Here is a 15,215-nt window from a genome sequence, read left to right as displayed (position 1 = left end):
CACATCTGCATTTGTCTTATAGTGAGGACTGAAGGCGCACCGAGATTTTGAAAAAGCTACTACGGAATGAGAGAAAACGCACACACATCATTGGAGATGTGTAGTCTCACATGATCAGTCTCTTCAGCCCTGCTTATCTTTTTTGTAGGATAGCCAGACGTCTTTCTTTTGACCGCCTTGTTCTAATGGAATTCTGCCTGGAATTTTTTAACCGCAGCCAGAGCGCAGGCTTCATCCTTCTCTCCACCCGGTGCTCCAGACACACCAAGGCCCCCCAGAACAGTACCGCCTGAGGCTGTACGCACTGTGACACCCCCCGGCACAAACAAAACTTCAGGAATGGTGTTCAATGCCCCATTGGCGGGACCGGTCACTTTGGCGGCAATCAGTTCACTGGTTGTATTTTTGTTAAACGCCAGCCCATAGGAATATGCCGTATAAGCCTTCCGATAAGAAACCGAGAGAGACTGCAAGGGCACTGTATCGCCTTTGATAACAACCTGCTGGTGCCCCGTGGTATCCACAACGGTGGCGGTAACGGAATATCCCTGCGCCTGACACACTCGAACAGCTTCCGATGCAAGATGTTCGGCCGTGGACCAGTCCAGCTTTTGCAAGGAAACAATGTGGCTTTGTGCACAGGCTACGGAATGCGACACTACCGCCACCACCATGCCAGCACAGAGTGACCATAACCCGATACAATTTGCGCGTTTCTGACCCATGATTTTGTCACCCTACTGGTATCATAAGCCTGAAGGGTGTGTGTGGCCGAAGAGATATCCGCAAATCAAAAAATCAAGAGCAGACAAACTTCTTTTTTCATCTACCGTTTCTTTTATGCGCTCAGGCCGACAAAAGCCGTGCAACAGCCCCATAGGAGCCTTGACAACAGAAACACACAAAAACGTGAAAAAATGATATGAGACCCCCCACCCTTCTTTATTCAGCTATTTGTTTTTCGGAGACTTCATGACCACCCGCGCAGGCCACGACCCCCGACTGGTTGCCGCCATTATTCTGGTAACCATGGCCATGGGCATGCTTGATGCCGTATCCCTGCTGCATCTCAAAATTTTTGCGGGCTACATGACCGCCACCATCCTGCTGATGGCTGTGCATATTGCAACATCGGAAACCGTGGTCTTATCCGGCTTTGAAGCGATTGGCCTGTATCTGCTGGGGGCCGTTACCGGGGGACGCCTGACGCGCCGGGACCGCACTGTACGCTATGCGGTAGGGGATATTCTGCTGCGTGTAGGCCTGCTGGTGGGTCTGACCGCACTGGTCTGGGCTGCCAACCCACCCGGCCGCACCTATATTACGCTCGGCCTGCTTGCCTTTGCCATGGGCATGCAGACCTCTGCCACCCGCCACGCAAAGGTCGCGGATATGAGCCTGCCGGCCGCAACCATGCTCCTGCATGGTCTGGCCCACAACAGCAGCATTGCCGGAGGCTCCAATCCGGGCACCTGGCGCAGGCTGGCAGCCATTGGCAGCCTGTTTGTCGGGGCTGTTATCGGCACACTGGTTTCCAGCCACAGCATATCCCTCTCCATCGCCATTGCTGGAGCCACCATTCTTTCGGCAGGTGCGCTGCTCTACCTGCGCGAACATGGTCTGCTGATCCATCTGGACAGCCTGACCATCCACTAAAAGCTGAAAGAGACAGGTATCCGTTGAGGGCTCCAGTAAGAGCGTTCAGACTACCCTACCTAGTTGCATCACTCTGTCTGGCTGAATGCACCAACACACATCACGCCCTCTGCCTTGCGGCTTGCGCTTCCTCTGTATCGAGATGATAATCGTATCGTAACGATACAAAGGACGCAGGGGGCGCATATGACATGGGAAATTTTCACCACTTCCCCTGGCTCAACCAAAAGAACCTTGTTTGCACACTATGTCTTACAAAGTTCTCCCTGCCCTTCCCCTGCAATCGCACACTACATAGCGCCACCTGCGCGTGCAGGCATGTGAGGTAAGATGTTTGAAAAAAAATCCATGTGGTGGTTTTCGTCGCCCTCATCCGGCCTGCCTGTCTGTGCCGCTGCCCTGATCTGCCTGTTGGGAACCGTTCACCCCACGCTGGCGGACACAGATGGTTCCATGCCTCCGGCAGCACGCTCCCTGATGATGCAGTATCATATGCAGCCTATCCCGGTTGAAGGAGGCTGGTTTTCTCAACTACAAAGAACACCGGAAACCATTCCCGGTGCAGCGCTTCCCGCCCGTTATGCAGGCGTTACGCACCCCATTTCCACAGCCATTCTGTTACTGGAAACCCGAAGTGGATTTTCAGCATTGCACCGATTGAGAACAGCTGAGGTCTGGCATTTTTATAAAGGCGATACCATTCACCTTCTGCTGCTTTACCCCGATGCCAGCATCAGGCATGTGAAATTGAACGCAGCAAACCCCGCCTTTGTTGTACCGGAAGGTGTGTGGCAAGGGTCAGCACCCGAAGGCCCCCTTGGCTGGGCCTTTGCTGGAACCACCATGGCCCCCGGTTTTATCCCCAACGATTTTGAACCCGGAAACCGCGCCCAACTTTCCCGCCTTTATCCTTCTGCCAGCCAAGAGATCACGGCCTTGACCCGTGAGAAAGCGATCACCCCATGAAGACAGTGTTTTCTACTCTTATCACGCTGGCCGCTTTTTCTAGTGTCATTGCGCGCGCGCAGACACTCACACCCGCACAGGTCCCAGAAATCACCCCCTCCGCAGGAAGCACGCTACAGGAACTTGTAGGACAAAATGCTGCCCTTCCTTCGGGAAAGCTGAGTATTGCCTTGTTTACGCTCAAACCCGGCATCTCTTATCCGGAAAGCTACAACAAAACCGCCGAAGAATTTTTTCTCATCAAAGAGGGCCATGGCACCGTCTGGCTTGAAGGCACGCCCCACACGGTAAAAGCGGGAGATATTGTGCGTCTTGTTGCAAGAAGCCGCCACCGAATTGCTGCCGCTCCGCAAAGTGTGCTGCGTTTTTACGCGCTCACCGCGCCGCCATTCCAACCATCCGATTATGTGCAGACAGGAAAACCATAAAGGAACACGAGAGCGCTCCCCAACAGCCTTTGGCACACAGGACAAATTTTTTGGAAACCCCATCATTCCGCAACAGGCGAACGACGTTTGGTGAAAATGCAGCCGCGTATCAGGAGGCACGCCCCCCTTATCCTGCGGTCGTTTATGATCACCTGAGGGCCTGCATACCTTTTGCTGGAGCACGCATCTTTGAAATCGGGCCTGGTACAGGACAGGCAACCCGTATCCTGCTGGACCATCAACCAGAAGAACTGACAGCCATTGAACCCGACCCACGGCTCTGTGCGTATCTTGCAGAATATCTGGCTCCAACAGCACCGCATCTGACTGTAATCCCAGCCAGTTGGGAAGATGCACCCATCGAAGCGGGCACGTATGATCTCGGCATTGCGGCAACTGCGTTCCATTGGCTGCCTCAGGCAGAAGCCTTACGCAAAGTCCATCGCGCTCTCAAACCGGGAGGATGGTGGGCAATGTGGTGGAACGTGTTTGGAGACCCAAATGAACCTGATGCGTTTCATCTGAAGGCCAGCCCTCTCTTTGCCCAACTCGGGGAAAGCCGGAGTTGGCAACAGGGCCAACTCCCGTTTGCCCTGAATCGCACAGCGCGTCTGGACGACCTTCACGCCGCAGGATTTCAGGATGTGGAAGCATTTTTTCTGCGATGGAACATCACAATGACCACCGCGCAGATCAGTGCGCTGGCCGCAACCTTCTCGCAAATCAGCGCGGCTGATCCTGCCGTAAAGACCCATATCCTGCATGAGTTGGCAAAACTGGCAGATCAGGAATTTGGGGGGATAGTGGAGCGGCGGTTCATGACCGCGCTTTACACGGCTCGTAAACCTCCCCGCTCTTCTGGCGCATTAGAGCGCCGCTGAACTGGCACGACGCCCCGTGCGAAAAGAAGCGAGCCCATAGCACACAACCGATGTGCCAATGCTGGCAACAGCCGTCATCCGTTCAGCAGGGTTGAGCAGCATGGCTACAAACACCAGCACCACAGCAATCAGCGCCACGTAGTTGCAATACGGAAAAAACGGCAGGTTGTAACCATCCGCTTCACCCGCTTTCTGGGCGGCCTCTCTTGCCTTGATGTAGGCAGCCACGATCATGGAATACACCACCAGAATAACGCCACCACTACAACTGAGCAAAAAAGCGAAAATGGTGTCGGGTGCCAGAATGGAGGAGAACGCCACCACTGTACCCGCCACACTACTGACCACAATGGCCAGACGCGGCGCATCCGTGGTTGATTCCCGCGCCAGAGATGGCGGGGCATCCCCACTGGCTGCCAGTTCGGTCAGAATACGGGATGTGATGTACATGCTGGAGTTCAGGCAGGAAATAATGGCGCTCAACACCACAATACGCATAACAAGACCTGCGCCAGGAATACCCATGGCATCCATGGCCGACACAAATGGAGATTTACCGGGCACAATACTGGTCCATGGCACCACCAGCAGGATCATGGCGACAGAGACCAGATAGAACAGGGTCACGCGTGTGCCGATGCTGCGCGTCACCCGCGCCACGTTCTTGCCGGGCTCAGACGATTCCGCAGCCGCGACTGTTGCAATTTCCGAGCCCATCATGGTGAACAGGATGGTGGGAATAATGGACAGAACGGCCACAAACCCATGCGGAAAAAAACCGCCATGCCCAAGAAAATTCTGCACCGGCGTTGTGCCCGGGCCAAACAGATGCAGAACATAGAGGCCCGCCATCAGAATAAAGGCGATAATGCTGACAACCTTGACCAGAGAAAGCCAGAACTCGCATTCCCCAAACACACGGGGGGCGGCAAAATTGATCAGCTTGAGCGCAATAATCAGGCCGATCGCCAGCACCCACACAGGCAGCTTAATCCAGTCCTCAATCACAAGGGCGCCGGCTATGGCCTCACTCCCCAGCACCACCACCCAGAAGAACCAGTAGAGCCATCCGGCGGTAAAGCCCGCGCGGTCTCCGCATGACATGCGAATGTATTCAACAAAGGAACCACGGCCGGGGCTGGCCACCACCATTTCACCCAGCATGCGCATAACCAGAATAACAAGCGCGCCCACCACCAGAAAAGCCAGCAACACGGCCGGACCGGTCGCCGCTATGGCAGCCCCGCTCCCGACAAACAGCCCCGCACCAATTACCCCTCCGAGGGCGATCATCGCGATATGGCGATTCCGTAAACCCGCGGCAGGTGTTGTGGCTGGAGAGCTGTCTTGTTCAACCATGTGCATGGCATCCTTTCATTTCATTACCAATGTAGATCATTAACCTAACGGAAAAAACTTGGTAATTTCCTTGGATAGATAAGCGTTTCAGAAGTGTTTGTAAAAATACGCCTCTATGATTCCTGCATGATGGCCAACATCTGGCACCGGATAACCGCCTGGTACACCTGCATGCGCCAACGCCCGGCCCGCAGGGCCAGAGAACGCAACCCCACCTGCCAAGGCGGCGGATGTAGTGGCGTTCAGTGTGTATTCTGCCGTGGCATCCAGTTCGTCAGAAATATGACGCCCTCCTGATTTCAGCCCGACACCAGAGGGATAAAGCAGTGAGAGATCATAATAGTGCAGCCCCAGCTTCAGGCTATCCCCTTTGCTGAACAGATGCACTGGTGGGGTCGCCGTCAGATCAAGCTGATGCACTTCCAGATCAGAAAGAGGAGCAAGATACATCCCTACAATTTCACCTGGCCAGTACCCGCCGTAGGTGTAGCGTTTTCCATCGTACAGGAAGAACGTATCATAGCTATGTTTGACAGTTCCGTTAGGGTTCTTGTTCCCCCCATAACGGGTATAGCGATAAAAAATCTGCGGCTGCCAAGGGAGCATGGTGAACCGGTATCCGGGTTCAAAATACATGCCATAGGCTTCTACCGATTTGTAACCATTCCCGGCATGAGAATTCTGTTGAGACACAAAACTCCCGTAAAAAGTAAAGTTTTTTGAAATATCCAGAGGCCGGAAGGGCACCAGCGTGCCACCCCAACTCAGCGAGGCGACATTCATGCCGTTGCGATCTCCACGGGCAGAATAATCGTAATGGGAAGACGTATCAGCGTCCCGCACATGAAAATAAGTCAAGGTGACGTAGGCCGCACGGTCTGCGTATGTGCTTTCACCATGCCCACCCGGCGTATTGCGGAACCAACTGACATCGAACCCGACAAATTTGGTTTTGGGTCGATCATTTCCCCAGTCGATATCGTTATCCGCATTGCTTTCCAGCATGAAGATATCCGCCCGCACCGGATTGCCTTCCAGCTTGATCACACCCGGGCCTGAGAATGCAAAACGTGGCGCATACCACCATGCGCCACGACTGCCAGCGCTATAAGTGCCTTTGCCTATAAGAAAGCCATCATCAACAGCAAAAGCCTGTCGGCCGCCCAGAACGGTAAGCTGCTGGCTTTTTCCTGCCAGATGCACTGGCAATGTTACACCGATATTGGCTTCTTCCAGATAGATGGAACGTGGTGTTCCCGATGTCTGGGAAATTTCCTGTGCATCCCCATGCCCCAGAGTAGCCGCCCCCAGTGCGGAGGCCTTGCCGATAATGGAGATACCCTGCCCAAGATCCCACCGGCCAGAAAGAATGGGTTTGCCGTATAGCTCACCATAGGTCGGACTTTGCGCCCTGTTATAGCGGCCACCAGAACGGGCGGCATAAGAGCCTGCGCCAAAATTGACATTAGGAAGATAGAAAGCTGAGCCGCCGATATCAAGACCACCTTCAATAGTTATGTCCTTGACGGAAACCAGCGTTTTTTCAGCTCGGGCAGCAGATACCATCACCACAGAGCAACAAAGCAGAACAAGCGGATAAACACAAAAACGCATATCGGCTCAACACCACCCGGCACATCGCAAGACACAGACAGTGGACATCACGCCCTTTCTCCATAGTGGAGGGTCAAGCACCCTTAATAAGATGGTTGACCATCAGGATTTTGACCCAGAGCCATATGGCTCACAGCATTCCGAGATCCAGATAATCTCGAATATGTTATAAAATTTACATTATAATATAATATTTTCAAGGCATATTCTTTTTGAACATTACCGATCCCGTTACTGTAAAAATCATATTATTTCTATAGTAACGAGAGGAAAACATGCCTGAACAGCAACGTTCAGGCACGGATACGCTTTAAACTATGCGGCAGAAAACTGCTGATTTTCGTCCCATACCGGATAAATGATCTTATTATTTATAAAATACGTTGATGTCGCCAAAAAGCTGGAGACGATCTTTTGTTCATTTTTGTAGACACAAAATTGTGAATATCGCCCTTATATAGCCTAAAAGCCACATCCTATTTTCTTTATAATTATTCCAAAACAATACGTTGCCTTCCCACCTCACCCTGACACCAGATGTTTCTCGTCCTTATTCTGGTTGTTTAACCGCTTTCTAAAATAAACAGTCTCTGCCTGCATTCAGAAAACTGCACAAGTATTCCTTACCCGTAATGAAATATTCATCCCGTTCGTTTTCCATACCATTATCGAGCCACAGCGGCCTCTCCTGTCCACCGTCCATCCCGTTCATCTCTTGGTCCGGGGGAACCTCCTTCTCCCAGAGGTTTTTTAGAATGCACTGCCCCTTCCATGGACTAAGGACTGAAGAGTATGGCGAAACCCAATGTTGCGGATATTCTGGTACAAACGCTCGAACAGGCTGGTGTCGACTCTATTTATGGCGTGGTGGGCGACAGCCTGAACGGCATTACGGACAGCCTGCTCAAACGCAAGACCATCCGCTGGGTCCATGTCCGGCATGAAGAAGTTGCTGCCTTTGCCGCTGCCGGCGCGGCGCATGTTACCGGCAAGCTGGCTGTTTGCGCGGGCTCATGTGGACCCGGCAACCTGCATCTGATCAATGGACTGTATGATGCCCACCGCTCCCGCGTGCCGGTTCTGGCCATTGCAGCCCAAATTCCCAGCCCGGAAATTGGATCGGGCTATTTTCAGGAAACCCGGCCGGAAGCCCTCTTCCGTGAATGTAGCCATTATTGTGAAACCATTTCCTCACCCGAGCAGGCCCCACGCGTGGTTGAAGCCGCCATTCGCGCCGCAGTGGGTCAAAAAGGGGTAGCGGTCATTGCCATCCCCGGGGATGTGGCGCTGAAGGCAGCGGTCAATACCGTTATTTCCGAAAAAATAGCCCTGCTGCCTAAAGAGCCGGTTGTTGTTCCGCCAGAAGACGATCTGGCCGCTTTGATAGATCTTCTGAAAAGCGGAAAGCGCATTACCATTCTGGCCGGGCGCGGTTGCGCTGGTGCCCATGCCGAACTCATCCGGCTGGCCGAAACCCTCAAAGCTCCCATTGTTCACGCCCTCGGTGGGAAGGAACATGTGGAATATGACAACCCGTACGATGTGGGCATGACAGGACTGATCGGGTTCTCCTCCGGTTATCATTCGCTGCTGGCCGCCGATGTCGTGCTGATGCTGGGCACGGACTTCCCTTACCGCCAGTTCTATCCAGAAGACGCAAAGATCGCGCAGATTGATATTCGGCCCCAACAGCTTGGCCGACGCTGCCCCCTTGCCCTTGGCTTGGTGGGGGATGTGAAACACACCCTGACCGCGCTGTTGCCTCGGCTGACGGCCCGCACTGACCGCGCCCATCTGGATAAATGTCTGGAACTTTACAAAAAAGCACGTCAGGGGCTGGATGATCTGGCAACCGGTGGCACCAAAAAACCCATCCACCCGCAATACCTCACCCGTCTGATCAATGAAACCGCGACACGTGACGCCATTTTCACGGCAGATGTCGGCACCCCTACGGTGTGGGCTGCACGCTACCTGAAAATGAATGGGCAGCGACGCTTGATGGGGTCCTTTGTCCATGGGTCCATGGCCAACGCCCTGCCGCAGGCCATTGGGGCACAGGTGGCGCAACCCAACCGTCAGATTATCAGCCTCTCAGGTGATGGTGGTTTTACCATGCTAATGGGAGACCTTCTGACACTGGTTCAGGAAAAACTTCCGATCAAGCTTATCATTTACAATAATGGCACTCTTGGCTTTGTGGCTATGGAAATGAAAGCCGCCGGATATCTGGAAACAGGCGTGTCCCTGCAGAACCCGGATTTTGCCGCCATGTGCCGTGCCATGGGCATTCATGCTGTGCGTGCAGAAACACCCGCCGAATTGCCTGCTGCTGTAGACAACATCCTCAACCACCCCGGCCCTGCCGTGCTGGATGCCGTCACCAACACGCAGGAACTGGCCATGCCACCCAAAATTGAAAAATCCCAGATTACCGGCTTCAGTCTTTACGCTCTCAAAGCCATCATGAACGGTCGGGGTGATGAGATTATTGATGTTGCCAAAACCAATATTCCGTTTCTGCGCTAACGGGTTTTAGCAATCAGCTTTTCTTGGACCATGAGGGATATGCCTGCAGCGCGCAGGCTATCCCTCCTCTCTCCGACACCTAGGGGAAAAACCGCAGGCAAGCGTGAAGCGTCCCGATAATGGAGCCACTCCCTGTGTCTGACTGGCCAGCACAGGTGCAGGTGGTCCCGCTCCTTGGCTGACACGTTCTCATTCACTGTGCCGTCAGCATTTCTGTCTGGGGAATAAGCGTGCTGGCTTCTTCAATCGCCTTCTTGGCTAACAAGGCATCATTCACAGCCCGCTCCGTGACTGTGCGTGCCTCCAAGGGGGGCCGCTTGCCTATGGCTACCAGCTTCTCATCATTCACCTGAGAGCGGAGGGTTTCCAATACAGCCCCACGGCGCTGGATGGCTTCATTCTTGTCCCGTGTTTGGAGAGACATGATGGCATCCTGTTTGATGCCTGACTTTGTTCCGAAGGCTTCACCCACGTTCCTCTGACAGTCACGGGGATTAGTGAGACGGGCTAACCATTCCCACCAGTCTGCTTCAACCCAAACATATCAGCGTCCTTCTTGGCCATAAAAGGACTACCGCTGAACTACTACCAGCACGGTATAAGTTGCTTCCTGCTGATGTTTGCAAGTCATTGTTTTCATTGGGGAAACTACAGTTGGAGCGGATGAGGGGAATCGAACCCCCGTATGCAGCTTGGGAAGCTGCCGTTCTACCATTGAACTACATCCGCGTTCTGTGGTGCGCACTATAGCGATGCCCAGTGCCTCTGACAATCCGGTTTTTGACCTGACAGAGCTATTCGGCTTCCATTTCCGCGCTGATCAGGTCTGACAGGTGGCCAATCTCGCGCAGGGCAAGCCCTTCTGGTGGTTTGCTGCGCGCACTGCCGCGCGCAATACGGCGGGGCAGCACGGCACGATCAAACCCCAATTTGGCGGCTTCCTTCAGGCGCGCATCTGCCTGCGCCACCTGCCGGATTTCTCCTGACAATCCCACTTCACCAAAATAGACTTCACCAGAACTGGTAGGCACACCGCTGGCTGCGGAAATCAGGGCTGCCGCCACGGCAAGATCTGCCGCTGGCTCCGCCACTTTCAGTCCCCCGGCCACATTCAGATAGACATCCATGCCGGAGAGTTTCAGGCCACAGCGTGTTTCCAGCACGGCCAGCAGCATGTTCAGCCTGCCACTATCCCACCCCACCACGGCCCGGCGGGGCGCCCCATCTCCACTTTTGGGAGAAAGCAGCGCCTGCACTTCAAGCAGTACGGGGCGCGTGCCCTCCAACCCGGCAAAAACGGCAGATCCGGCAATATTGCCGCGCCGCTCGGCCAGAAACAGGGCGGAAGGATTGCTCACTTCCTCAAGCCCTCTGTCCGTCATGGCAAACACGCCAATTTCATCCGTTGCGCCAAAACGGTTCTTCGCGGCGCGCAAAATACGGAACTGGTGTCCTCGGTCGCCTTCAAAATACATGACGGCGTCCACCATGTGCTCCAGCACACGCGGGCCCGCCAACGCGCCTTCCTTGGTAACATGCCCAACCAGTATCAGGCTGAACCCACGGCGCTTGGCCAGACGAATGAGTTCAAACGCACAGGCCCTCACCTGAGAAACAGTGCCGGGGGCACTTTCCACCGTTTCAAGCCACATGGTCTGAATGGAATCGATTACCACCGCCCGCACATCAGGCTCGGCTTCCAGCGTGGCCACAATATCCATCACATTGATGGACGCTGCCAGATCCAGCGTGGCGGTGCCAACGCCAAGACGCAGAGCACGCAGACGAATCTGATCGACCGCTTCTTCGCCTGAAATATAGAGAACACGCTCGCCCTTGCCCGCCAGACGACACGCCGCCTGAAGCAGCAGCGTGGACTTGCCAATACCGGGGTCTCCCCCCACCAGCACGACCGAAGCCGGGACCAGTCCGCCCCCCAGCACACGGTCAAGTTCCACAATGCCGGTCTGGGTACGGGGCGGAGGAGCAGCCATGCCCTCCAACCCTTCAAGCTTCACCCGGCGCCCCTTGCCAGCCGCACGGGGTGAGGACGCCGCTAGAGGTTCAGCCGTTTCCTCCACCAGCGTGTTCCATTCTCCACACGCTTCGCACTGGCCGATCCATTTGGGATACACCGCCCCACAGGCCCGGCAGACAAACTGGCGGGACGGTTTTTTAGCCACGATGTTCTATCCTTGTTCTCATTCAGAATGATGTAAGGCTAAAACATCCAAGGCTCAAGGGCGACCAACAGACTCGTAGGTCAGGCCCGCCGCCCGCATAGCAGCCGGATCAAAAATATTGCGCAGATCAACAATCACACCATTGCGCATCCGCTTGGCCAGTTCTGCCGGAGAGAGCGCGCGGAACATGTTCCATTCCGTCAGCACCACCAGCACATCGGCCCCTTCTGCTACTTCCAGCGCATCGGTGCAGTACACCACATCCTGCGGCAGAAGCGGCTTGGCGGCAGCCATGCCAACAGGATCATACGCGCGGATCGTCGCGCCCGCTTCTGCCAGACGATGCAGAATCGGGATGGAGGCAGATTCGCGCATGTCGTCTGTCTCGGGTTTGAAAGTCAGCCCCAGCACGCCAACCGTCTTGCCTGCAACGGACCCACCACACGCAGCCGCAATACGCCCGGCCATACCTGCCTTACGGGCTTCATTCACCTGTACGGTGGTTTCTACCAAGCGGCATGCACTATGCGCTTCCTGAGCAATGCGGGAGAGCGCCAGCGTATCCTTGGGGAAGCAGGAGCCACCGTACCCCGGACCGGGCTGCAGAAAATCCCGGCCAATACGCTTGTCCATGCCCATGCCCCGGGCAAGATCATGCACATTCGCACCCAGTTTTTCGCACAGATCCGCCATTTCATTGATGAAGGAAATCTTCATGGCAAGAAAGGAATTGGACGCGTATTTGGTCAGTTCCGCTGTTTCCAGCCCTGTGAACAACAGCGGCGCTTCAACCACGGAAAGCGGACGATACACCTGCCGCAGCACTTGTTCCGCCCGGCTGGCCCGTTCCGGCTGACGCTGATCAAGCCCGATAATCACCCGGTCAGGCCGCATGAAATCCCCAATAGCATTGCCTTCGCGCAGGAATTCCGGGTTGGAAGCCACATCAAAATCGGCATCAGGGCGCGTCTGGCGAATAATTTCCGCAATCCGGCGGCTGGTGCCCACGGGCACGGTGGATTTCGTGACAATTACCGCATAGCCCGTCAGGGCTTCCGCAATCTGGCGCGCAGCAGCGTGCACGTATTGAAGGTCCGCAGCGCCGTCACCATTCCGAGGGGGCGTGCCAACCGCAATAAACACCGCTTCCGCCCCGGTCACCGCCTGGGCAATATCATCCCCAAATGTCAGACGCCCAGCCTGACTGTTAGAGGACACAAGTGCATCCAACCCCGGTTCGTAGATGGGAATACGGCCATCCCGCAGGGCGGACAGTCGCGCCGGATTGGTTTCAACAATGGAAACATTGATGCCGAATTCGGCAAAACACGCTCCAGATACAAGCCCGACATATCCGCCGCCGATCATGGCTATGCGCACTTTCTGTCCTCCCGCCTTCTGACTTTTGCCGCCCCTAACCCTTACCGGATTTATGGGGAGGCATATTTTCTGTGCCACACCAATGCCCTCACACGCCGCGCCCTGCAATGGGGCAGCCCTGCAATAGGCACGTTTTGCATACGCTTTATGGCCTTCTTTCTTGGCTAAACGGAGAAGGACGAGGCTGAAAACAGACTTCAGACTTTGACGCACCCCCCATTGTCAGGCTACGGCAGCTAGAACGTGCCTTGACACTCGCCAACAGGAGCGGACAACCAGACCGGATGGATATGTTGCTCAATCTCGTGGCCGGACTGGGTCGCGGCACTCTTGCCTTGATACGGGCCGCGGGCTCTTTGGCTCTGTTCGCGCTTGAAGGCCTTTCCCACATTGTGCGCCCTCCATTTTACGGGCGCGTCTTTCTGGGCGCTTTTCTGGAAACCGGCTTTTTCTCGCTGCCCGTGGTAGCGCTGACAGCCCTGTTTTCAGGCGGCGTTATTGCGCTGCAATCCTATACTGGGTTTGCGCAGTATCATGTGCAAAGCGCCATTGCTGGAATTGTGGTGCTGGCCGTAACCCGTGAACTCGGCCCCGTTCTGGCGGGCCTGATGGTAGCGGGCCGCGTAGGGGCCGCCATGGCAGCACAGATTGGCACCATGCGCGTCACAGATCAGATTGACGCCCTGACCACCCTCTCCACCAACCCCATGAAATATCTGGTGGCCCCACGCCTGCTGGCGGGCCTGATTGCCCTGCCTCTGCTGGTGCTGGTGGCGGATGTTCTGGGGGTTGCTGGCGGTTTTACCGTATGTGTCATGAAGCTGGGCTTCTCCCCCAACGCCTATATCACCTCTACCCTGAACTCCCTGAAAGCCATTGATGTCACGGTCGGGCTGGTCAAGGCCGCTCTGTTCGGGTTCCTGATTGCGCTGATGGGCTGCTACTACGGCTACAACAGCAAGGGCGGCGCAGAAGGCGTTGGCTCCGCCACAACAGCGGCGGTGGTTGTGGCCTCCATTCTGTTGCTGGCCTTTGATTACCTCCTGACAGATCTGTTTTTCTCACAATGAGCGCGAACCTTCCCAAGATCCGCATCCGCGATCTGCACAAATCCTTCGGCACCAAAAAAGTGCTGGATGGCGTCAATCTGGACGTGGCGCAGGGCACATCCTTTGTCATCATCGGCGGGTCTGGCAGCGGGAAATCCGTGCTGCTGCGCTGCATTCTGGGCCTGATCATTCCCGATTCCGGCACCATTGAGATTGATGGCGAAAACATTCTCACTGCCACGGACAAACGCCGGGAAGCTCTGCGCGGTGAAATTGGCATGCTTTTCCAGAACGCAGCCTTGTTTGACAGTCTGCCGGTGTGGGAGAACGTGACCTTCGGCCTGCTGGCCCGTAAGCGGCTCAAGCGCCCACAGGCGCGGGACCATGCCGGGTCTATTCTGGCACAGATGGGGCTGGACCCTTCCGTGGGTGATCTCTACCCCTCCGAACTTTCTGGTGGGATGCAGAAGCGCGTGGGGCTTGCCCGCGCCATTGCCGCAACGCCGGACATTCTGTTCTTTGATGAACCCACCACCGGGCTGGACCCGATCATGGGCGCGGTCATCGATGGCCTGATTGTGGACTGCGTGAAAAAGCTGGGCTCCACCGCCATTGCCATCACGCATGACATGGCGTCTGCCCAACGGATCGGGGATGAAGCCGCCATGCTCTACAAGGGGCAGTTGATCTGGCAAGGACCAGCCTCGTCCCTCATGCACAGCGGCAACGCCATGGTGGACCAGTTTACCCATGGTCGCCGGGAAGGCCCCATCACCATGGAATTGCGTAAATAAGGGGGCCTTCTTTCTGCCTTCTTCCAAGGCCCTTCCATAGATTTTCTTTCGCTTTTTTATCGTGCCTGCTTGCCCGCCTTCCTTGCGAATGAGATAGAAGCAGGAACAGATCCTTTCAGGAAAGAGACCATGAAACACGCGGTTATGATGCTGGTATGTGCTTTTGCGCTCTCAGCCTGTGGCATGTTCAAAAGCGAACCCAAGCACCTGACCACCCCGGCCCAGTGGGAAAAATACGGCTATCACGATCATCTGCACAGCAACCATAAATAAGCAGGCTTTTTAAGAGCGTTTCTGTTCTTTTACCCTGCTCGCCTTTGGCATCTTCTCTTTCCCGCACCCCGCTCAAGAACGGGAACGGGGTTTGGAAAAGCAG

General features: G+C 55.3%; 14 protein-coding genes and 1 tRNA gene. 8 read left to right on the top strand and 7 right to left on the bottom strand.

What is annotated here, in order from left to right:
* Positions 1–182: 182 nt before the first annotated feature.
* Complete coding sequence (locus QWU00_RS13640; protein ID WP_052051420.1) at positions 183–674, bottom strand: GlcG/HbpS family heme-binding protein; 492 nt, start codon at positions 672–674, stop codon at positions 183–185.
* Positions 675–972: 298 nt separating this feature from the next.
* On the opposite strand from QWU00_RS13640, the gene QWU00_RS13635 reads away from it, so the two are divergent.
* The 4 genes from QWU00_RS13635 to QWU00_RS13620 all read left to right on the top strand — a co-directional run bounded on the left by QWU00_RS13635 (position 973) and on the right by QWU00_RS13620 (position 3,931).
* Complete coding sequence (locus QWU00_RS13635; protein WP_035381032.1) at positions 973–1,656, top strand: YoaK family protein; 684 nt, start codon at positions 973–975, stop codon at positions 1,654–1,656.
* Positions 1,657–1,986: 330 nt separating this feature from the next.
* The gene (locus QWU00_RS13630) at positions 1,987–2,622 is read left to right on the top strand and encodes a cupin domain-containing protein (protein WP_035381034.1); all 636 of its coding nucleotides are present in this window, start codon (positions 1,987–1,989) and stop codon (positions 2,620–2,622) included.
* Positions 2,619–3,050, top strand: a complete 432-nt coding sequence (locus tag QWU00_RS13625; RefSeq protein WP_035381036.1) for a cupin domain-containing protein — start codon at positions 2,619–2,621, stop codon at positions 3,048–3,050. Before QWU00_RS13630 ends, QWU00_RS13625 begins: the two co-directional genes overlap by 4 nt.
* A 50-nt stretch (positions 3,051–3,100) precedes the next feature.
* The gene (locus tag QWU00_RS13620; RefSeq protein WP_052051413.1) at positions 3,101–3,931 is read left to right on the top strand and encodes a class I SAM-dependent methyltransferase; all 831 of its coding nucleotides are present in this window, start codon (positions 3,101–3,103) and stop codon (positions 3,929–3,931) included.
* On the opposite strand, the gene QWU00_RS13615 is transcribed toward QWU00_RS13620, so the two are convergent.
* Together QWU00_RS13615 and QWU00_RS13610 are read right to left on the bottom strand one after the other, a co-directional pair.
* Positions 3,917–5,290, bottom strand: a complete 1,374-nt coding sequence (locus QWU00_RS13615; RefSeq protein WP_045543552.1) for an amino acid permease — start codon at positions 5,288–5,290, stop codon at positions 3,917–3,919. The two genes, QWU00_RS13620 and QWU00_RS13615, sit on opposite strands and share 15 nt — an antisense overlap.
* 87 nt (positions 5,291–5,377) lie before the next feature.
* Positions 5,378–6,856 (bottom strand): alginate export family protein, encoded by a 1,479-nt coding sequence (locus QWU00_RS13610; RefSeq protein WP_238706750.1) that lies wholly within the window; start codon positions 6,854–6,856, stop codon positions 5,378–5,380.
* Positions 6,857–7,696: 840 nt separating this feature from the next.
* Between QWU00_RS13610 and poxB the strand changes: the two genes are divergently transcribed.
* On the top strand, positions 7,697–9,433 hold the full coding sequence (gene poxB, locus QWU00_RS13605; RefSeq protein WP_035378147.1) for a ubiquinone-dependent pyruvate dehydrogenase: 1,737 nt from the start codon (positions 7,697–7,699) through the stop codon (positions 9,431–9,433).
* Positions 9,434–9,626: 193 nt separating this feature from the next.
* On the opposite strand, the gene QWU00_RS13600 is transcribed toward poxB, so the two are convergent.
* From QWU00_RS13600 to QWU00_RS13585, 4 genes are all read right to left on the bottom strand, one after another.
* Positions 9,627–9,857, bottom strand: coding sequence for a hypothetical protein (locus QWU00_RS13600; RefSeq protein ID WP_150395564.1), 231 nt, complete (start codon positions 9,855–9,857; stop codon positions 9,627–9,629).
* A gap of 231 nt (positions 9,858–10,088) precedes the next feature.
* Positions 10,089–10,162, bottom strand: a tRNA-Gly gene (locus tag QWU00_RS13595).
* Between the two features lie 65 nt (positions 10,163–10,227).
* Positions 10,228–11,616, bottom strand: coding sequence for a DNA repair protein RadA (gene radA / locus QWU00_RS13590; RefSeq protein WP_035378142.1), 1,389 nt, complete (start codon positions 11,614–11,616; stop codon positions 10,228–10,230).
* A 54-nt stretch (positions 11,617–11,670) separates the two neighbouring features.
* On the bottom strand, positions 11,671–12,984 hold the full coding sequence (locus QWU00_RS13585; protein WP_035378140.1) for a UDP-glucose dehydrogenase family protein: 1,314 nt from the start codon (positions 12,982–12,984) through the stop codon (positions 11,671–11,673).
* 296 nt (positions 12,985–13,280) lie between these two features.
* Between QWU00_RS13585 and QWU00_RS13580 the strand changes: the two genes are divergently transcribed.
* The 3 genes from QWU00_RS13580 to QWU00_RS13570 all read left to right on the top strand — a co-directional run bounded on the left by QWU00_RS13580 (position 13,281) and on the right by QWU00_RS13570 (position 15,112).
* On the top strand, positions 13,281–14,066 hold the full coding sequence (locus QWU00_RS13580; protein WP_035378138.1) for an MlaE family ABC transporter permease: 786 nt from the start codon (positions 13,281–13,283) through the stop codon (positions 14,064–14,066).
* On the top strand, positions 14,063–14,839 hold the full coding sequence (locus tag QWU00_RS13575) for an ABC transporter ATP-binding protein (RefSeq protein WP_035378137.1): 777 nt from the start codon (positions 14,063–14,065) through the stop codon (positions 14,837–14,839). Before QWU00_RS13580 ends, QWU00_RS13575 begins: the two co-directional genes overlap by 4 nt.
* A gap of 129 nt (positions 14,840–14,968) precedes the next feature.
* On the top strand, positions 14,969–15,112 hold the full coding sequence (locus QWU00_RS13570) for a hypothetical protein (protein ID WP_166443760.1): 144 nt from the start codon (positions 14,969–14,971) through the stop codon (positions 15,110–15,112).
* Positions 15,113–15,215 lie beyond the last annotated feature (103 nt).

It is taken from the genome of Acetobacter tropicalis (assembly GCF_030644465.1).
In the GTDB taxonomy this organism is placed as follows: Bacteria; Pseudomonadota; Alphaproteobacteria; order Acetobacterales; family Acetobacteraceae; genus Acetobacter; species Acetobacter tropicalis.
Note: the sequence above shows the minus strand (reverse complement) of the source record. Positions and strands in the feature narration are given on the sequence as shown.